Origin of the sequence: Bacillus sp. LBA3-1-1.1, assembly GCF_040676495.1 — a bacterium.
Lineage (GTDB): Bacteria > Bacillota > Bacilli > Bacillales > Bacillaceae_G > Bacillus_A > Bacillus_A nitratireducens.
Genome location: NZ_JBEGIB010000001.1, coordinates 407,770 through 425,360 on the forward strand (window position 1 = coordinate 407,770; position 17,591 = coordinate 425,360).

At 36.4% G+C, this 17,591-nt stretch carries 23 protein-coding genes; 15 read left to right on the forward strand and 8 right to left on the reverse strand.

Features of this window, described 5'->3' with window-relative positions; genetic code table 11:
• Positions 1-2: 2 nt before the first annotated feature.
• A complete protein-coding gene (locus MRBLBA3_RS02290) occupies positions 3-215 on the reverse strand; it encodes a DNA-dependent RNA polymerase subunit epsilon (RefSeq protein ID WP_000576437.1) in 213 nt (70 codons plus the stop codon).
• Positions 216-764: 549 nt separating this feature from the next.
• On the opposite strand from MRBLBA3_RS02290, the gene MRBLBA3_RS02295 reads away from it, so the two are divergent.
• Complete coding sequence (locus MRBLBA3_RS02295) at positions 765-1,538, forward strand: Cof-type HAD-IIB family hydrolase (protein WP_000998262.1); 774 nt, start codon at positions 765-767, stop codon at positions 1,536-1,538.
• 62 nt (positions 1,539-1,600) lie between these two features.
• On the opposite strand, the gene def is transcribed toward MRBLBA3_RS02295, so the two are convergent.
• Positions 1,601-2,155 carry a peptide deformylase gene (def, locus tag MRBLBA3_RS02300; RefSeq protein ID WP_000957073.1) on the reverse strand — a complete coding sequence of 185 codons (555 nt, stop codon included), beginning with the start codon at positions 2,153-2,155 and terminating at the stop codon, positions 1,601-1,603.
• Between the two features lie 163 nt (positions 2,156-2,318).
• A complete protein-coding gene (locus tag MRBLBA3_RS02305; RefSeq protein WP_000274565.1) occupies positions 2,319-2,468 on the reverse strand; it encodes a YjcZ family sporulation protein in 150 nt (49 codons plus the stop codon).
• Positions 2,469-2,981: 513 nt separating this feature from the next.
• Here MRBLBA3_RS02305 and pdhA point away from each other — a divergent pair.
• From pdhA to MRBLBA3_RS02330, 5 genes are all read left to right on the forward strand, one after another.
• Positions 2,982-4,097, forward strand: coding sequence for a pyruvate dehydrogenase E1 component subunit alpha (pdhA, locus tag MRBLBA3_RS02310; protein WP_000536893.1), 1,116 nt, complete (start codon positions 2,982-2,984; stop codon positions 4,095-4,097).
• Between the two features lie 3 nt (positions 4,098-4,100).
• Complete coding sequence (gene pdhB / locus MRBLBA3_RS02315; protein WP_000068162.1) at positions 4,101-5,078, forward strand: pyruvate dehydrogenase complex E1 component subunit beta; 978 nt, start codon at positions 4,101-4,103, stop codon at positions 5,076-5,078.
• Positions 5,079-5,171: 93 nt separating this feature from the next.
• Positions 5,172-6,461, forward strand: coding sequence for a pyruvate dehydrogenase complex dihydrolipoyllysine-residue acetyltransferase (gene pdhC, locus MRBLBA3_RS02320; protein WP_000863416.1), 1,290 nt, complete (start codon positions 5,172-5,174; stop codon positions 6,459-6,461).
• A gap of 5 nt (positions 6,462-6,466) precedes the next feature.
• Positions 6,467-7,879: a dihydrolipoyl dehydrogenase gene (lpdA, locus tag MRBLBA3_RS02325; protein WP_000260106.1), complete on the forward strand. Its 1,413-nt coding sequence runs from the start codon at positions 6,467-6,469 to the stop codon at positions 7,877-7,879.
• A gap of 237 nt (positions 7,880-8,116) precedes the next feature.
• Positions 8,117-8,344 carry a hypothetical protein gene (locus tag MRBLBA3_RS02330; RefSeq protein WP_001221349.1) on the forward strand — a complete coding sequence of 76 codons (228 nt, stop codon included), beginning with the start codon at positions 8,117-8,119 and terminating at the stop codon, positions 8,342-8,344.
• A gap of 1 nt (position 8,345) precedes the next feature.
• Here MRBLBA3_RS02330 and MRBLBA3_RS02335 read toward each other — a convergent pair whose 3' ends face one another.
• Entirely contained in the window at positions 8,346-8,738 is a 393-nt protein-coding gene (locus MRBLBA3_RS02335; RefSeq protein ID WP_001163314.1) for a DUF1885 family protein, read from the reverse strand.
• A 135-nt stretch (positions 8,739-8,873) separates the two neighbouring features.
• On the opposite strand from MRBLBA3_RS02335, the gene MRBLBA3_RS02340 reads away from it, so the two are divergent.
• The 4 genes from MRBLBA3_RS02340 (at position 8,874) to MRBLBA3_RS02355 (ending at position 9,857) form a co-directional block, all read left to right on the forward strand.
• Positions 8,874-9,170 carry a DUF3055 domain-containing protein gene (locus MRBLBA3_RS02340; protein ID WP_000462036.1) on the forward strand — a complete coding sequence of 99 codons (297 nt, stop codon included), beginning with the start codon at positions 8,874-8,876 and terminating at the stop codon, positions 9,168-9,170.
• 196 nt (positions 9,171-9,366) lie between these two features.
• Positions 9,367-9,495, forward strand: a complete 129-nt coding sequence (locus tag MRBLBA3_RS02345; RefSeq protein ID WP_000536778.1) for a GapA-binding peptide SR1P — start codon at positions 9,367-9,369, stop codon at positions 9,493-9,495.
• Positions 9,496-9,554: 59 nt separating this feature from the next.
• Positions 9,555-9,683, forward strand: a complete 129-nt coding sequence (locus tag MRBLBA3_RS02350; RefSeq protein WP_000536808.1) for a GapA-binding peptide SR1P — start codon at positions 9,555-9,557, stop codon at positions 9,681-9,683.
• Positions 9,684-9,728: 45 nt separating this feature from the next.
• Entirely contained in the window at positions 9,729-9,857 is a 129-nt protein-coding gene (locus MRBLBA3_RS02355) for a GapA-binding peptide SR1P (protein WP_000536797.1), read from the forward strand.
• A gap of 37 nt (positions 9,858-9,894) precedes the next feature.
• Here the strand turns inward: MRBLBA3_RS02355 and MRBLBA3_RS02360 are convergent, their stop codons facing one another.
• Both MRBLBA3_RS02360 and speA read right to left on the reverse strand, forming a co-directional pair.
• Complete coding sequence (locus MRBLBA3_RS02360; RefSeq protein WP_000635344.1) at positions 9,895-10,725, reverse strand: protein-glutamine gamma-glutamyltransferase; 831 nt, start codon at positions 10,723-10,725, stop codon at positions 9,895-9,897.
• A 75-nt stretch (positions 10,726-10,800) separates the two neighbouring features.
• The gene (gene speA, locus MRBLBA3_RS02365) at positions 10,801-12,273 is read right to left on the reverse strand and encodes an arginine decarboxylase (RefSeq protein WP_000084908.1); all 1,473 of its coding nucleotides are present in this window, start codon (positions 12,271-12,273) and stop codon (positions 10,801-10,803) included.
• A 383-nt stretch (positions 12,274-12,656) separates the two neighbouring features.
• Between speA and MRBLBA3_RS02370 the strand changes: the two genes are divergently transcribed.
• Complete coding sequence (locus MRBLBA3_RS02370) at positions 12,657-12,926, forward strand: UPF0223 family protein (protein WP_000456545.1); 270 nt, start codon at positions 12,657-12,659, stop codon at positions 12,924-12,926.
• An 88-nt stretch (positions 12,927-13,014) separates the two neighbouring features.
• Here the strand turns inward: MRBLBA3_RS02370 and MRBLBA3_RS02375 are convergent, their stop codons facing one another.
• Entirely contained in the window at positions 13,015-13,641 is a 627-nt protein-coding gene (locus MRBLBA3_RS02375; protein ID WP_001130993.1) for a YktB family protein, read from the reverse strand.
• Positions 13,642-13,846: 205 nt separating this feature from the next.
• On the opposite strand from MRBLBA3_RS02375, the gene MRBLBA3_RS02380 reads away from it, so the two are divergent.
• Both MRBLBA3_RS02380 and MRBLBA3_RS02385 read left to right on the forward strand, forming a co-directional pair.
• Complete coding sequence (locus tag MRBLBA3_RS02380) at positions 13,847-14,035, forward strand: hypothetical protein (RefSeq protein ID WP_001250167.1); 189 nt, start codon at positions 13,847-13,849, stop codon at positions 14,033-14,035.
• 88 nt (positions 14,036-14,123) lie between these two features.
• The gene (locus MRBLBA3_RS02385) at positions 14,124-14,915 is read left to right on the forward strand and encodes an inositol monophosphatase family protein (protein ID WP_000544519.1); all 792 of its coding nucleotides are present in this window, start codon (positions 14,124-14,126) and stop codon (positions 14,913-14,915) included.
• Between the two features lie 46 nt (positions 14,916-14,961).
• Here the strand turns inward: MRBLBA3_RS02385 and MRBLBA3_RS02390 are convergent, their stop codons facing one another.
• On the reverse strand, positions 14,962-15,141 hold the full coding sequence (locus tag MRBLBA3_RS02390; protein WP_000400129.1) for a DUF5325 family protein: 180 nt from the start codon (positions 15,139-15,141) through the stop codon (positions 14,962-14,964).
• 140 nt (positions 15,142-15,281) lie between these two features.
• Between MRBLBA3_RS02390 and typA the strand changes: the two genes are divergently transcribed.
• Complete coding sequence (gene typA, locus MRBLBA3_RS02395) at positions 15,282-17,126, forward strand: translational GTPase TypA (protein ID WP_000914767.1); 1,845 nt, start codon at positions 15,282-15,284, stop codon at positions 17,124-17,126.
• 159 nt (positions 17,127-17,285) lie between these two features.
• Positions 17,286-17,588 (forward strand): YlaH-like family protein, encoded by a 303-nt coding sequence (locus tag MRBLBA3_RS02400; RefSeq protein WP_000893662.1) that lies wholly within the window; start codon positions 17,286-17,288, stop codon positions 17,586-17,588.
• Positions 17,589-17,591: the final 3 nt, after the last annotated feature.

Here is a 17,591-nt window from a genome sequence, read left to right on the forward strand (position 1 = left end):
GACTATACGATCTCCGCTAATATTAAATCAGCGTTTTGTTTTTCATATTCAAGATGAGCACCAGTAACAGACTGAACGAACTCGATATTATATGCGAACTTTTGTAATTTTTTACGAACATCCTTTTGAGACGTAGCCTCTAAATATAAAACTTTTGTATTTTCACGTACTGGGACCTCAGTTAATTTTTCTTGATAAAATACTTTAAAAATCATTGGGAAAACCTCTCCTTGTCTATGTTTTGCATTATCTGTTACTTATTATAAAGCAAACAGTCATGATTTTCATGTTTTTTCGAATGAGAATGAAGAAAAAGCCCGAAATGGGCACAATTTAAGCGATTGTCTTCTTACGGACTAAATCGTTTAAATAACGCTTGAGCTTTTTCTTCAGCTTCTTCAGCATGATTACTCCTTCCTTTCCTTATTTTAAACATGCATGTTACTAATGATAACTCCGTCTCCCGTACAAGAAAGAAGATTAGAAGTGAATAGTGAATCTTGTTCTTTTTAGTATAGTGTAAGTTATCCTGTAGTAACGATTAGTAGCCGTTAGTTATAGATATAGTATGAGGAAGAATAGAAAAGAAAATTCATCCGAACAAGTATCCACATTTATTTTCCTAATATTATATGCATATTTCATAAATAAGGTCAGAAAGTGAACGCTTTCTTCACAGATGTTTAATATGTTATACTTTTTTTTGAAATTTGAAAAGTGATAATCAAAATAGGAATATAGAGTGCCAGAAAGGATTTTGACAAATGAACGATAAAATTGTCTTTTTTGATATTGATGGAACATTATTAGATCATGATAAAAAAATTCCGCAATCTACACGTGATGCAGTAAAAGATTTACAAGAAAAAGGTGTGCACGTAGCAATTGCGACAGGGCGTGCGCCATTTATGTTTGAAGATATTCGTAAGGAACTCAATATACATAATTATGTTAGTTTTAATGGACAGTACGTTGTATTTGAAGGTGAGACAATATTTAATAATCCGTTACACCCAGCGGCTCTACATAAGTTTACCCAGTTTGCAAAACAAGAAGGATATCCACTTGTATATCTTGACCATCAAGAGATGAGAGCGTCAGTGGAATATCATGATTATGTAAAAGAAGGTTTTGGAAGCTTACAATTTGATCATCCGGCATATGAACCTGATTTTTATGAGAAACGTGATATTTATCAAACGCTTCTTTTCTGTGAAGTAAATGAAGAGGAAAAGTTTATTAATCAGTATCCAGATTTTCATTTTATTCGTTGGCATGCGTATTCAATGGACATCATTCCAAATGGTGGTTCTAAGGCAAAAGGGATTGAGAAGTTCATTGAAAAATTAGGATTTAACCGTGAACAAGTGTATGCATTTGGGGATGGCTTAAACGATTTAGAAATGATTGAAGCAGTAGGCACAGGTATTGTGATGGGAAATGGTCATGATGACTTGAAAAAGCTTGCAAATCATGTGACAAACGATGTAAGTGAAGACGGTATATATCATGGATTAAAATGGGCTGGATTGTTATAAGTGAATATGGAACCCATTTCAGATAATAAAAAGGCGGAAGGTTAACTTCCGCCTTTTTACTATTATCGCTCTAGAGGTTTTGAATCATCGGGAGCCGCAAATGGATTGTCTTTATTAATATGGTCATAGAACATAACACCGTTTAAATGGTCTATTTCATGTTGGAATACAATTGCTGGTAAACCTTTTAATCGCAGTTTTACGTCTTCACCGTTAATAGTTGTTGCTTTTACTGTAATTCTTGTGTAACGAGGGACATAACCAGGTACTTCACGGTCTACAGATAGACAACCTTCACCATTTTGTAAATATGTACGTTCAACAGAATGACTAATGATTTTTGGATTAAATAATGCGTAGCTATATAACGTACCGTTCGTATCAGTTACATGAACCGCAATCATTTTCTTTGAAATACCGATTTGCGGAGCTGCTAATCCGATTCCGGGGCGTAAATTATATTTTTCAGCCATTTCAGGGTCCTGGCTATTTATTACAAACTCAATCATTTCTTTAAGAGTATTTGTATCTTCCTCGCTAGCAGGTAAGGAGACCTCTTCTGCGACGTCACGCAAAATCGGATTTCCTTCACGAATTACCTCATTCATTGTAAGCATATGTAATCTCTCCTTTCTTCTTTAGTCTACCAAAGGAGATAAAAAAAGTCATCGGCAAGTAAGGAAGAGCTACGTGGAAACAAATCTTCTATAGATAAGTTATATAATAAAAAGAAAAGACGGCAAAGCCGTCCGTTTCTTTCCATAGTTGTTTCATTTTACATTAGCGAATGCAAGCAGCACCAACAATAATTAAAAGGATAAACAACACAACGATTAATGCAAATCCGCGCCCAGATCCGCCACAAGAACCGCCATAACCGTAGGAAGGATATGAGCAAGTTGTTGGATAGCAATATGAGTATCCGTACATGAGATGACCTCCTTTATCATTTCCCGCTAATACTGCGGTTACAATAATGTATGGAAGAATGGTCAGAAATGTATAGGTATTTACCTATAAAAGGAAGAAGTGTTTGTATAATTTTATTGAGAAGAGAGAAAAACTAAAGAGAATTAAATCGTTTACATATTATTCTAAGAGAAAAAATAAGTTAAAAAGGGAATAATATAACAGTAGGTTAATGCCTACTAATACAGATGTGAAAAATAAAAACACGTTTGTGTGGAGGAAACCTGCATATTATTTATAAAAAAACGTATTCAAAGTAATTGACATCGTAATTAGAATAGTTGTAAACTAAAAAACGTGATCAAGATTGTATTAATATGTTTTTGAAAAAACATTAGTACAGATTGTTAGGTACACAAAATTATTCTCAACCGACAGACAAATTTGTTGGTTTACATTGTTGCGTTTTCAGTCTAGCTAATAGATAGTGAAAGCGTTTCAGAATATGGTTCAAGAGAGGAAGAGGTGAACGGAATGGGTACTAAAACAAAAAAGACCCTATTTAATGTTGATGAGCAAATGAAAGCTATCGCAGCTCAATTTGAAACATTACAAATTTTAAATGAAAAAGGCGAAGTTGTGAATGAAGCAGCTATGCCTGAATTATCTGATGATCAATTAAAAGAATTAATGCGCCGTATGGTGTATACTCGCGTACTAGATCAACGTTCTATTTCTTTAAACCGTCAAGGACGTCTAGGTTTCTACGCACCAACTGCTGGACAAGAGGCTTCTCAATTAGCAAGTCATTTCGCACTTGAAGCAGAAGATTTCATCTTACCAGGATATCGTGACGTTCCACAATTAGTGTGGCACGGTCTACCATTATACCAAGCATTCTTATTCTCTCGTGGACATTTCATGGGTAACCAAATGCCTGAGAATGTAAATGCACTTGCTCCACAAATCATTATCGGTGCGCAAATCATCCAAACTGCTGGTGTTGCGTTAGGTATGAAATTACGTGGTAAAAAATCTGTTGCAATTACTTACACTGGTGACGGTGGTGCTTCACAAGGTGACTTCTACGAAGGTATGAACTTTGCGGGTGCATTCAAAGCTCCAGCAATCTTCGTTGTACAAAACAACCGTTATGCAATCTCTACTCCAGTAGAAAAGCAATCTGCAGCTAAAACTGTAGCACAAAAAGCAGTAGCAGCAGGTATTTACGGAATTCAAGTAGACGGTATGGATCCATTAGCTGTATACGCAGCAACTGCTTTCGCTCGTGAGCGTGCAGTAAACGGCGAAGGCCCTACTTTAATCGAGACTTTAACATTCCGTTACGGTCCACATACAATGGCTGGTGATGACCCAACTCGTTACCGTACAAAAGATATCGAGAACGAATGGGAACAAAAAGATCCAATCGTACGCTTCCGTGCATTCTTAGAAAACAAAGGCCTATGGTCTCAAGAAGTTGAAGAGAAAGTAATCGAAGAAGCAAAAGAAGATATCAAACAAGCAATTGCTAAGGCTGACCAAGCTCCAAAACAAAAAGTTACTGATTTAATGGAAATCATGTACGAAAAAATGCCTTACAACTTAGCTGAACAATATGAAATTTACAAAGAAAAGGAGTCGAAGTAAGCCATGGCTCAAATGACAATGATTCAAGCAATCACTGATGCTTTACGCGTTGAAATGAAAAATGACCCTAACGTACTTGTGTTTGGTGAAGATGTTGGTGTAAACGGCGGTGTATTCCGTGCTACTGAAGGTTTACAAGCTGAATTCGGTGAAGATCGTGTAATGGATACTCCACTTGCAGAGTCTGGTATTGGTGGACTTGCAGTTGGACTTGCATTAGAAGGTTTCCGTCCAGTTCCAGAAATCCAATTCTTCGGTTTCATTTATGAAGTAATGGATTCAGTTTCTGGTCAATTAGCTCGTATGCGTTACCGTTCTGGTGGACGTTGGACTGCTCCAGTAACAATTCGTTCTCCATTCGGTGGTGGCGTTCATACTCCTGAACTACATGCTGATAGCTTAGAAGGATTAGTGGCTCAACAACCTGGTCTAAAAGTTGTTATTCCATCTACTCCATACGATGCAAAAGGTCTTTTAATCTCTGCGATTCGTGACAACGATCCAGTTATCTACTTAGAGCATATGAAATTGTACCGTTCATTCCGTCAAGATGTACCAGAAGGCGATTACACAATTGATTTAGGTAAAGCTGATATCAAACGTGAAGGTACAGATGTATCTGTTATCGCTTACGGTGCTATGGTTCATGCTGCATTAAAAGCTGCTGAAGAACTTGAAAAAGAAGGTATCTCTTTAGAGGTTGTTGACTTACGTACAGTTCAACCATTAGATATCGAAACAATCATCGCTTCTGTTGAAAAAACAGGCCGCGTAGTTGTAGTTCAAGAAGCTCAAAAACAAGCTGGTATTGCAGCTAACGTTGTAGCGGAAATTAACGACCGTGCAATCTTAAACTTAGAAGCTCCAGTTGTACGTGTTGCAGCTGCTGATACAGTATTCCCATTCTCTCAAGCTGAGAGCGTATGGTTACCAAACCATAAAGATATTGTTGAAGCTGTTAACAAAGTAATGAACTTCTAATTTTTAGTTTTTCATGTGCAAAAGAAATCAGCACATGCTGGTTTCTTTTGTACATATTCCATAATAATGAAATGAATCAGGGGGCTGAATTCCGTGGCATTTGAATTTAAACTACCAGATATCGGTGAAGGTATCCACGAAGGTGAAATCGTAAAATGGTTTATTAAACCAGGTGACGAAGTAAACGAAGACGATGTACTTCTTGAAGTACAAAATGATAAAGCAGTAGTAGAAATCCCTTCTCCTGTTAAAGGTAAAGTACTTGAAGTACTTGTAGAAGAAGGAACAGTTGCAATTGTAGGAGATACATTAATTAAATTTGATGCTCCTGGATACGAAAACCTTAAATTTAAAGGTGACGATCATGATGAAGCTCCAAAAGCTGAAGAAGCAGCAGTAGAAGCTCCAGCAGCGGAAGCTACTCCAGCAGCAACTGCAGAAGTAGTAAATGAGCGTGTAATCGCTATGCCATCTGTTCGTAAATATGCTCGTGAAAAAGGTGTAGATATTCATAAAGTAGCTGGTTCTGGTAAGAACGGCCGCGTTGTGAAAACTGACATCGATGCATTTGCAAATGGTGGACAAACTGTAGCAGCAACTGAGGCTCCAGCAGCAGTAGAAGCTACTCCAGCAGCAGCGAAAGAAGAAGCACCAAAAGCACAACCAATCCCAGCTGGTGAATATCCAGAAACTCGTGAGAAAATGAGTGGTATCCGTAAAGCGATTGCGAAAGCAATGGTTAACTCTAAGCATACAGCTCCTCACGTAACATTAATGGACGAAGTAGATGTAACAGAACTTGTTGCTCACCGTAAGAAGTTCAAAGCTGTTGCAGCTGACAAAGGTATTAAATTAACTTACCTTCCATACGTTGTAAAAGCTTTAACATCTGCATTACGTGAATTCCCAATGTTGAATACTGCTTTAGACGATGCTTCTCAAGAAATCGTTCATAAACATTACTTCAACATCGGTATCGCAGCTGATACAGACAAAGGTCTATTAGTACCAGTTGTTAAAGATACAGATCGTAAATCTATCTTTACTATCTCTAACGAGATCAATGAACTTGCTGGTAAAGCACGTGACGGTCGTTTAGCTCCAGCTGAAATGAAAGGTGCTTCTTGCACAATTACAAACATTGGTTCTGCAGGTGGACAATGGTTCACTCCAGTTATCAATCACCCAGAAGTAGCAATCCTTGGTATCGGCCGTATCGCTGAGAAACCAGTTGTGAAAAATGGTGAAATCGTTGCAGCTCCAGTATTAGCATTATCTCTAAGCTTTGACCATCGTTTAATTGACGGCGCAACTGCTCAAAAAGCATTAAACCAAATTAAACGTCTATTGAATGACCCACAATTATTAGTAATGGAGGCGTAATAACAATGGTAGTAGGAGATTTCCCAATTGAATTAGATACAGTCGTTGTTGGTGCAGGTCCTGGTGGATACGTTGCGGCAATTCGTGCAGCACAATTAGGTCAAAAGGTAGCAATCATTGAAAAAGCTAACCTTGGTGGCGTATGCTTAAACGTTGGATGTATTCCTTCAAAAGCGTTAATCAATGCAGGTCACCGTTATGAGAATGCAATGCATTCTGATGACATGGGTATCACTGCAGAGAACGTAAAAGTTGACTTTACAAAAGTTCAAGAATGGAAAAACGGCGTAGTTAAGAAATTAACTGGCGGTGTTGAAGGCCTTCTTAAAGGTAACAAAGTTGAAATCATTCGCGGTGAAGCTTACTTCGTAGATGCTAACACATTACGCGTAATGACTGAAGATGCAGCACAAACTTATACGTTTAAAAATGCTGTTCTTGCAACTGGTTCTACACCAATCGAAATTCCTGGATTCAAATACTCTAAACGTGTTATCAACTCTACAGGCGCTTTAAGCTTACCTGAAATTCCTAAAAAACTTGTTGTAATCGGCGGCGGTTACATCGGTATGGAATTAGGTACTGCATATGCTAACTTCGGTACAGAAGTTACTGTAGTAGAAGCTGGCGACGAAATCTTAGCTGGTTTCGAAAAAGCAATGAGCTCTGTTGTTAAACGTGCTCTTCAAAAGAAAGGTAACGTAAATATCCATACAAAAGCTATGGCTAAAGGCGTTGAAGAAACAGAAACTGGCGTAAAAGTTAGCTTCGAAGTTAAAGGTGAAATCCAAACTGTAGAAGCAGATTACGTATTAGTAACTGTAGGTCGTCGTCCAAACACTCAAGAAATCGGTCTTGAGCAAGTTGGAGTTAAAATGACTGACCGTGGCATCATCGAAATCGATGAGCAATGTCGTACAAACGTATCAAACATCTATGCAATCGGTGATATCGTTCCTGGACCTCCATTAGCTCACAAAGCTTCTTACGAAGGTAAAGTAGCTGTTGAAGCAATTAGTGGCCATGCATCAGCAATCGATTACATCGGAATTCCTGCAGTATGCTTCACTGATCCAGAATTAGCATCTGTTGGTTACACTAAGAAACAAGCTGAAGAAGCAGGAATGACAGTAGCTGTATCTAAGTTCCCATTCGCTGCAAACGGTCGTGCGTTATCATTAAACAGCACTGACGGTTTCTTACAACTTGTAACACGTAAAGAAGATGGTCTTCTTGTAGGTGCACAAGTTGCAGGTGCAGGCGCTTCTGATATTATCTCTGAGATTGGTTTAGCTATCGAAGCTGGAATGACAGCAGAAGATATCGCTCAAACAATCCATGCTCACCCAACATTAGGTGAAATCACAATGGAAGCAGCTGAAGTTGCTCTTGGAATGCCAATTCACATTGTAAAATAATTTAAGTAATGTAAATAACCCATCTCTTATTTAAAGAGATGGGTTATTTTTATTTTAATATAATGGCGTGCAAGGTCTTTATATGTACTTGTCGAATGAATATATATAATACTTTAAATGAATCGTTAGAACATACGTTAATCCAAAAGCAGCATATATACTTTCATATAATATGTAATTGATTCAAACTTAATCCCATATATTAATAAAATAGAGCATGTCAAAGGAGAAGGTTCCATGAGAATATTACATGTTATATTTTATCATTTTCTATTATGGAGTGGTTTTTCCATTGTATTAACATTATCGAATGGTGATAAGTTTCATTATAAAGTAATTCTCTTTTTCGTATTTCTTTATTTGGCATATGTAATTGCATGTTTTGTATTACACGCAAGGAAGCAGGCATTATTCCTTACGTGTTCAAATTGCATACTTTTTTTAATCATATTCTCAATTTTTTAAATTAACGTTTATAGAAATACATTGTTCTTCCATTAAATAATTGTAACTCTCCTTCCAATTTCTTCGCTAGAAAACGGCTAAATTCATTTGCTTTTCCTTTATCGCCGAATGTTGCTGTGGTGGGTAAAGAAATCTGTATGAAAGATTGATTCTTTTCTATTCCAATCCCCACATAAATAGAATTATATCGGTCGTGACTCGATTGGAGTTTTAATGTTGTTGCTGATGTATCTAATATTTCATAAGGAAAAGCTGTATTTGTATAGGCGTAATTAATTTGATCACCAGTCTTGGAAGTAACGGTTTTATAGTTATGAAAAAGGTGTTTGACATCCTCTATTGAAACAGATTGTTGATTGGATTTAGGTACAAGTGTGATAAAGGCGTGTTGCATACAAATTTCCCCCCTAGTTTAGTAGAATAATATCATTCTACATCCTACTGAATTTTTTGACAATTAAAAGGAGTATTACTTTTTTTGTTTAATATATTATTGAGTAGGAAGTGTTATTGAGAAAGGTGGAAACTGATGTTTGAAAAATTGTATGATGAGCATGAAAGTGTGAAGGTACGATTTTTAGGATTTATGACGCATGATACACGTTATGATTTTGGAGTTATTTATACAAATATGTTTTTTGGAAAGCCACTTATTGTTTGTATGCAAACAGGGAGATCTACTTTGCTTGGACGAGATGATGTGGAAAATGTTCCTTATATACAAGAAATTTTTAAGTTAGGGTCGGAAGAGGAGGCAGAGGAGTTAGCTCAGTTTTTTAAATTTCTTGTTCCGTCTACTTCTTTGCATGCGGAGTATGAAGAATAATTAACAAGAAACAGTCGTACGTATGATATATGACTGTTTTTTTGTGTTAATATCGCATACTAATTTAATTTTAAAATATTTAATGTGTTATACTAAAAACCTATTGACGTAAAAAGTATAACATATTAAAATAAAGACAGAAAGTTAAGCGGTTACAAAAAGTTTTTGGGATTATAAACTTAGGGGGAAATGAAAAATGGGAACAATCGTATGTCAAGATTGTGAAGGTACAATTGCACACTTCGAAGATGAGAAAGTAACGGTACTTTACGGGAAATGTGGATCTTGCGGATGTGATCACACAGAGCATACAAAAGCCCAATAATTGATAGGAAATGGACAGCTAAAAGTTTTTAGGACCATAAACTTAGGGGGAAATGAAAAATGGGAACAATCGTATGCCAAGTATGTGAAGGAACAATCGGACATTTTGAAGATGAAAAAACGACAGTGCTTTACGGGAAATGTGGTACAAATTGTGAATGTGCTAATAGAGATAATGCGAAAGCTTAATTATAAATAAGTAGATTATTATTAAAACTCAGGGGGAAATGAAAAATGGGAACAATCGTATGCCAAGTATGTGAAGGAACAATCGGACATTTTGAAGATGAAAAATCAACAGTACTTTACGGGAAATGTGGATCTCATTGCGAATGTGACCAAAAGGAACACTCAAAAGCTTAATAATGAAGAAAAAACGCCTACACATGTAGGCGTTTTTTTAATAGATTGTAGTTGTATGTCCGACTGTTGCAACGATTGCATCATCTCTAATTGGAATAAATCCTATTGAGGTTTGTGGTGTGCTAGGCGAACTGTAGTGGCTCATAATACGACTATCGATACGAGTAATAGTATCAGTCAAGAAAGCCGAAATAAATGCATAAGGGACTCGTCGTTCATTTAACGCATATATAATTTCTTCTTTTGTTTTTACACCTACGCCATGTCCGTAAAAAAAGAAATTTCCTAAATAGATTGTGTTTTCTCCTTGCCACTCGATTGTAGCTGGATTCACTTGTGGATTTTTAAAGTAAACGAGATCGCCTGGAACAAGATCGCCACCTGTTTTTGTTATGAGCTTTAAATCATGATCATAGTCCCATGTATAAAGTAAAAGGTTTGCAAATAGCCGGTTGAAAGTTTTTTCCTCATACAATGATAGTAATGCTTTGTAAAAAATAATTATCATAGCGGTTGCGCATTCAGTTCCATATAGTTTTCCATTTTTGAAAATATCTTGGATGGCAATGGAAGGCGGTATGTTTGGAAGTAGTTTAAATCCGCCAAGTGATGTTCTTTCCCAAAACTGAGGGTTGCAAAAAGATTGTTGAAATGTACGAAACTGAAATCCACTTTGAAAAAGTTCTAGCGCGGAAGTAATAATATTAACTCGTAAATTAAGATCAAAGCTGAGTTCATCAGCTGTTCGGAAGGAATAAACTTCTTGATTTCCTGCCATAATGGATAAAATTTGTTGTTTCTCAGCTGCAAATGGCTCATATTCATTTGTGATATAAGGATGTACAATAGAACGGCCTATTACAATCATAATAGTATCCCCACCTATACGTTACATTCTTTAATATCGTATGAGAAAAGGAAAAAAAGGTGAAAGAAAAGCCTATCAACTGATAGGCTTGTACTCTTTAATAACACGTAATGTTTGTAACGTCATATCTTCGGGTCCTTGTACAGGTAACCCTGCTTCTAAATTTTTACGAATATACTCTAAGTTTTCTTGTGTAATAATTTCCCCCGGAGTAAAGATTGGAATCCCTGGCGGATAAACCATAACAAAATCAGCTATTATGCGACCTGCTGCGTTTTCAAACGGAATGACTTCCGTCTCTGAATAAAAAGCATCTCTAGGAGAAAGTGCTAGCACAGGTATTTCTGGAATGTCTACTTGTACTTGAACACCTGTATCTACTCTATTTCTGTATGTTGTTGCTAAATCTTGTAATGCTGTGATAAGTGTATCAGTTTCACTTTCGGTATCTCCAAAAGTGATAAGACAAAGTATGTTATATAGATCAGAGAGTTCTACTTCAATGTTGTAATGTTCTCTAAGCCATACTTCAGCCTCATGGCCAGTAATACCTAAATCTTTTACAGATACAATTATCTTTGTAGGATCATAGTTAAAAGTAGCATCTGTTCCTAGCATTTCTTTTCCAGGACAATAAAGATGCTCAATAGCATTAATAGCATCACGAACATGTTCAGCTAATTGTATTGTTTGTTCTATGAGAACTTTTCCTTCGGTAGCAAGACGTTTTCTAGCAACATCAAGGGATGCTAACAAAATGTAAGAAGTTGATGTTGTCGTAAGCATGCTAATAATGGATTGGACATGCTTTACGTTCACAAGACCTTCTTTTACATTAAGAATAGAGCTTTGGGTTAAAGACCCTCCTAATTTGTGAACACTTGTTGCTGCCATATCTGCACCTGCTTGCATAGCCGAGATTGGTAGTTCATCATGAAAATGGATATGAACACCGTGAGCCTCATCAACAAGTACAGGAATATCATAAGAATGAGCTAATTTTACAATCTGCTCTAAATCTGCAGCAAACCCAAAGTATGTTGGATTAATAACAAGTAAGCCTTTCGCATCTGAGTGCTCTTCGAGAGCTTTTTTGACAGACTGCATTGTGATCCCGTGTGAAATACCAAGCTTCGGATCAATCTCAGGATGCATGAAAATCGGTTTTGCACCTGAGAAAATAATAGCTGACATTACAGATTTATGCACGTTTCGTGGCACGAGGATTTTATCACCAGGGCCGCAAACGCTCATCACCATTGTCATAATTGCACCACTTGTACCTTGAATAGAAAAGAAAGTATGATCTGCACCGAAAGCAGCGGCGGCTAAATCCTGAGCTTCTTTAATCATACCTTTTGGATGATGTAAATCATCGAGCGGCGCAATGTTAATTAAATCAATTGCTAATGCATTATGCCCAATAAATTCGCGAAATGTTGGATCCATGCCCTGTCCTTTTTTATGACCTGGAATATGGAATTGAACTGGATTTCGCTTACTGTGCTCAACTAAAGCGGTAAACAATGGTGTTTCGTATTGGGACAATCTATACACCCCTTCTTCTTCGTAATATTTATTAGAATTTGTTTTATATGATTTCATCTCATTCTAAAAGGAATTTAAGATGACTAACTTTTAGAACATGACTTGTTTTCCTGCCATTCACAAAAGCTTTTTTGGGGATGGTAGTCTCACTTTACTTTCTATAAAACAAAAGCATTATATCACCAATAATTATAGATGTATAGAAAAATCTCATTCTCAAGGTGAGTATGTTTAATAGTTGGATTTTAAATACCACAAAGAGGAAGACAATTCCATTGAAATGGGTAAATGGTGTATAATGCAAAGTGGCTATAGTGAAGAATAAAAGGTTCTTTTAAAGGTAGCATAATGGAAAAAGAAAGAATACTGAATGAGGTGCAAAAATGGAATATCAATATCCACTTGATTACGATTGGTCAAATGAAGAAATGGTAGCAATTGTAAAGTTTTATGAAGCGATTGAAAAGGTATATGAAAAAGGAGTTTTGAGAGAAGACTTGATGGAATTATATCGTCGTTTTAAAGAGATTGTCCCATCGAAGGCAGCGGAGAAAAAAATTGATAAAGAATTTCAAGAAGTAAGTGGATATTCTATATATCGTGCGATTCAAAAGGCAAAAGAAGTAGCAGAAAAAAAGATTGTAAAAATGTAAAAATATTTTGAAAAATAAAATACAAAGTGCTATAATGTGATAACAACTAAAAACGGACAATATAAATTGTCCGTTTTCTACTATCGATTTATCGATTAGAAATCGCATATAAAGGAAGGAGTGATTGCATCGTAGATTCAATCTTAGCAAGGAATTGTTCGTTGGTCATTGCTGAAAACTCCTCTGGTGATATATGAATACCGACTAATAATTCTGCTTTTTTCACAGTAGCTAAACGTTCAATCATCTTTTGTAAGTCTTCCGTTTCAAGCGTTTCATGCAATTTTACACCTGGTTTAGTATGGTCAATGGACCAAACGAAGTCATTTGGAATATTCGTTTTTAAATCATTTAAATGTTCTAAGAAGGCGTGAGCCGTCTCCACTTTTTGTGGACACTCATAGATTAAACCAAAGTATATGAAAGCGTGAGTACCCCATAAACCAATTTGAAAATGTGGTAACATTTTATATCCACGTTTATTTGTTGAAAAAGCAACCCAAGTATCGTTTGGTGGATTGACTTTGCGGCGTGCGTGTTTGGCTACATGGTAGAAAAAGTTTTCATCGGTTTGTTTCGATAAGTATTCTGCAAACTGTTCCCCTAAAGCTTCTAGCTTAGGATGAATATTCGTTTTAATTGCGCTCATTCGTTCTTCAAGACCATCAACAGTAAAAACTTCAAAATCAGTTGATGTGAATGTTTGTAGTGGCATGATTGTTCCTCCAACTCCTATTTTGTTTTATTTTAGCATAGCTTGTACTATTCATAAAAAAAACAGCACAAAAAAATTTTAATAAAAAAATATAATTTTGTTGCATAGATGATTTATCCAACATAGTATAGTATAAAACAAAAAATCAGAAAATTGAATCAATTCTAGTCCGAGGGCAAACGAATATTGGGAGGAGGCAAATAATATGAGACAGGTGATTAATGCGTTAAAGAGAACAGATGCTGAAAAAAGAATTCCGGTGCTACGTTTGGAGCTAGATTATGAATTAGCAACTTTATATGATGCAATGATGGAGAATGACAAACAGAAAAAAGAAGAGTGCGTAGAAAAATTAGAAGTGTTAAGACTTGAAATGATTCGTTTAGAAGCGTAATAATAGTATATGAATAAAAAATTAGTTGGTGCGAACCTTATAAAGGGTTCGTTTTTTCTGTGAACAGTATAGATCGGAGTGTTTAAACATGCACGAGATATGGAAAGATATCGATACACACGCAAAACAGTGGATTCGAGAAGCGGGAGAACGTTTAATGGGATCGCTGAAAAAAGCACTTATTATAGAAACAAAATCTAATGCAGCGGATTTAGTAACAAACATGGATCGAGAGACGGAGCGGTTTTTAATTGGGAGAATTAAAGAAACATTCCCAGCCCATAATATTTTAGGAGAAGAAGGCTATGGAGATGAAATCACTTCTTCTAATGGGGTTGTTTGGTTAATTGATCCAATTGACGGCACGATGAACTTTGTTCACCAAAAAAGAAATTTCGCAATCTCAATTGGAATTTATGAGAACGGTATCGGAAAAATTGGCCTTATTTATGATCCAGTTCATGATGAATTATATCATGCGATAAAGGGAGAAGGGGCCTTTTGTAATGATTTACCTATTCCCATGCTAGAAGAAGGAACAATAGAACAGGGAATTATAGCTCTAAATGCGATATGGCTTACTGATAATCCATTGCTGAATACGAAAAAAATGATGAGGCTTGTTAAGAAAGCGAGAGGAACAAGGTCTTATGGTTGTGCTGCGCTAGAAATGGTATATGTTGCAACGGGAAGATTAGATGCGTATGTAACACCGCGTTTATCGCCATGGGACTTTGGCGGGGGACAGATTATTGTAGAAGAAGTTGGCGGGAGAGTGACAACCTTCTCTGGAACTCCTCTTTCTATCATAGAGAAGAGCAGTGTGTTAGTTGCAAAACCAGGAGTATACGAAGAGGTATTCCTATTTGTATCGCAGTAACAAAAAAAGTAAGAGGCTATATAAAGAAGCTTCTTACTTTTTAACGTTATTGCGATTTACGCATTTTTCTTTTTGTTACAAAACCGTATCCAACTGTAACAAATGTGCCGATAATGCAAATAATAATACCAATGGGACTATTTTCAGCAACCATAATGCCGATACCGATTAAGAAAATAACACCGATAATTGCAGTTAATAAAAAGCGATATTGAATGTGTTCCATTTCTTCACCCTCCAATCTCATTTTACTTTCACAAAAGTAAGAATACAACTATATTTTCATTCTTGATTTTATTTTGATTGCCATAGTATCCCCTTCGCTCTTATAATAGAGAAGGATTAAAAAGACATTAGGAGTTGGACATGTTGAAAAAACGACAAGATTTACGAAATATAGCAATTATTGCCCACGTTGACCATGGTAAAACAACACTTGTTGACCAGTTATTACGTCAAGCGGGGACTTTCCGTGCAAACGAACACGTTGAAGAACGTGCAATGGATTCGAATGATCTAGAAAGAGAACGCGGTATTACAATTTTAGCAAAAAATACAGCGATTCACTATGAAGATAAACGAATTAACATTTTAGATACACCTGGTCACGCTGACTTCGGTGGAGAAGTAGAACGTATCATGAAAATGGTTGATGGTGTTCTACTTGTTGTTGATGCATATGAAGGTTGTATGCCACAAACACGATTTGTTTTAAAGAAAGCTCTTGAGCAAAACTTAACGCCAATCGTTGTTGTAAACAAAATTGACCGTGACTTCGCTCGCCCTGATGAAGTAGTTGATGAAGTAGTTGACTTATTCATCGAACTTGGTGCAAACGAAGATCAATTAGAGTTCCCGGTTGTATTTGCATCAGCAATGAACGGAACAGCAAGCTTAGATTCAAATCCAGCAAACCAAGAAGAGAATATGAAATCATTGTTTGACACAATCATTGAACATATTCCAGCACCAGTTGATAACAGCGAAGAGCCACTTCAATTCCAAGTAGCACTTCTTGATTACAATGACTATGTTGGTCGTATCGGGGTTGGACGTATATTCCGTGGTACAATGAAAGTAGGACAACAAGTTGCATTAATGAAGGTTGACGGAAGTGTGAAACAATTCCGTGTAACTAAATTATTTGGTTATATTGGATTAAAACGTCAAGAAATTGAAGAAGCAAAAGCTGGAGATTTAGTAGCTGTTTCAGGTATGGAAGACATTAACGTAGGTGAAACGGTATGTCCGGTTGAGCATGAAGAGGCTTTACCGTTATTACGTATCGATGAGCCAACATTACAAATGACATTCCTTGTAAATAACAGCCCATTTGCAGGTCGTGAAGGTAAATTCATTACATCTCGTAAAATTGAAGAGCGTCTTCGTTCACAATTAGAAACAGATGTAAGTTTACGTGTAGATAATACAGATTCTCCTGATGCATGGATCGTATCTGGACGCGGAGAATTACATTTATCTATCTTAATTGAAAACATGCGTCGTGAAGGTTATGAACTACAAGTATCTAAGCCTGAAGTAATTATTAAAGAAGTTGATGGCGTAAGATGTGAGCCTGTAGAGCGCGTGCAAATCGATGTACCTGAAGAATACACAGGTTCTATTATGGAATCTATGGGTGCACGTAAAGGTGAAATGTTAGATATGGTGAATAACGGAAACGGTCAAGTTCGCCTTACTTTCATGGTTCCAGCACGTGGTTTAATTGGTTACACAACAGAATTCTTAACATTAACTCGTGGTTACGGTATTTTAAATCACACATTCGATTGCTACCAACCAGTACATGCTGGACAAGTGGGTGGACGTCGTCAAGGTGTTCTAGTTTCACTTGAAGCAGGAAAAGCATCACAATACGGTATTATGCAAGTTGAAGACCGTGGTGTAATCTTCGTTGAACCAGGTACAGAAGTATATGCTGGTATGATTGTCGGAGAACACACTCGTGAGAATGATTTAACAGTTAACGTTGTAAAAATGAAACAACAAACTAACATTCGTTCTGCGACAAAAGATCAAACTTCAACAATGAAAAAACCACGCTTAATGACTTTAGAAGAGTCATTAGAGTACTTAAATGATGATGAGTTCTGTGAAGTAACTCCAGAATCAATTCGTCTACGTAAAAAGATTCTTGATAAGAGCGAGCGCGAAAGAGCTGCTAAGAAAAAGAAATCTGTTGAAGCGTAAAACAGTAAAAGCAGCTACCTTTTATAAAGGTAGCTGTTTTTTTATTTTGTTTATTTTTTAGAATATTTACTCTTTTTTGTGGACAGTATTTTTTTTGCGAGTTACTCTTGTATTAAGTACATAAAGAAAATTTGTTTTTATGAGAAGGGAGGAAAGATAGTGTTAGAAAGAATGTCATTTTTCGCGAAATTGTGCAAAGTTGATGAAAATCCAGAACTAGGGATGTGGTTACTTTATGGGACAATTATTATACTGAGTGCACTTGTATATAATTTAGGATTTGCAAGGAAGCTATCAGTGCTAAAAAATATAGTAATATACATATCTTTAGCAATTGGATGCACGGTATTAACTTTCTTTGCAGTTTTTTTACCAGTTGGAGAGGGGCTCGTTGTAGCGGCGATTGTACTTGGAATTTATAGATTACGTTTACGTCAAGCGAAACAACAAAAAGCAGGATGAAAA

Coding starts and splice junctions, on each gene's coding strand:
- MRBLBA3_RS02350 (WP_000536808.1), top strand. CDS start 9,555: ATGGGAACAATCGTATGCCAAGTATGTGAAGGAACAATCGGACATTTT.
- MRBLBA3_RS02290 (WP_000576437.1), bottom strand. CDS start 215: ATGATTTTTAAAGTATTTTATCAAGAAAAATTAACTGAGGTCCCAGTA.
- MRBLBA3_RS02375 (WP_001130993.1), bottom strand. CDS start 13,641: ATGCCACTACAAACATTCACATCAACTGATTTTGAAGTTTTTACTGTT.
- MRBLBA3_RS02305 (WP_000274565.1), bottom strand. CDS start 2,468: ATGTACGGATACTCATATTGCTATCCAACAACTTGCTCATATCCTTCC.
- MRBLBA3_RS02390 (WP_000400129.1), bottom strand. CDS start 15,141: ATGGAACACATTCAATATCGCTTTTTATTAACTGCAATTATCGGTGTT.
- MRBLBA3_RS02380 (WP_001250167.1), top strand. CDS start 13,847: ATGAGACAGGTGATTAATGCGTTAAAGAGAACAGATGCTGAAAAAAGA.
- pdhA (WP_000536893.1), top strand. CDS start 2,982: ATGGGTACTAAAACAAAAAAGACCCTATTTAATGTTGATGAGCAAATG.
- MRBLBA3_RS02370 (WP_000456545.1), top strand. CDS start 12,657: ATGGAATATCAATATCCACTTGATTACGATTGGTCAAATGAAGAAATG.
- typA (WP_000914767.1), top strand. CDS start 15,282: ATGTTGAAAAAACGACAAGATTTACGAAATATAGCAATTATTGCCCAC.
- def (WP_000957073.1), bottom strand. CDS start 2,155: ATGCTTACAATGAATGAGGTAATTCGTGAAGGAAATCCGATTTTGCGT.
- lpdA (WP_000260106.1), top strand. CDS start 6,467: ATGGTAGTAGGAGATTTCCCAATTGAATTAGATACAGTCGTTGTTGGT.
- MRBLBA3_RS02360 (WP_000635344.1), bottom strand. CDS start 10,725: ATGATTGTAATAGGCCGTTCTATTGTACATCCTTATATCACAAATGAA.
- MRBLBA3_RS02345 (WP_000536778.1), top strand. CDS start 9,367: ATGGGAACAATCGTATGTCAAGATTGTGAAGGTACAATTGCACACTTC.
- MRBLBA3_RS02335 (WP_001163314.1), bottom strand. CDS start 8,738: ATGCAACACGCCTTTATCACACTTGTACCTAAATCCAATCAACAATCT.
- MRBLBA3_RS02295 (WP_000998262.1), top strand. CDS start 765: ATGAACGATAAAATTGTCTTTTTTGATATTGATGGAACATTATTAGAT.
- MRBLBA3_RS02385 (WP_000544519.1), top strand. CDS start 14,124: ATGCACGAGATATGGAAAGATATCGATACACACGCAAAACAGTGGATT.
- pdhB (WP_000068162.1), top strand. CDS start 4,101: ATGGCTCAAATGACAATGATTCAAGCAATCACTGATGCTTTACGCGTT.
- MRBLBA3_RS02340 (WP_000462036.1), top strand. CDS start 8,874: ATGTTTGAAAAATTGTATGATGAGCATGAAAGTGTGAAGGTACGATTT.
- MRBLBA3_RS02330 (WP_001221349.1), top strand. CDS start 8,117: ATGAGAATATTACATGTTATATTTTATCATTTTCTATTATGGAGTGGT.
- MRBLBA3_RS02355 (WP_000536797.1), top strand. CDS start 9,729: ATGGGAACAATCGTATGCCAAGTATGTGAAGGAACAATCGGACATTTT.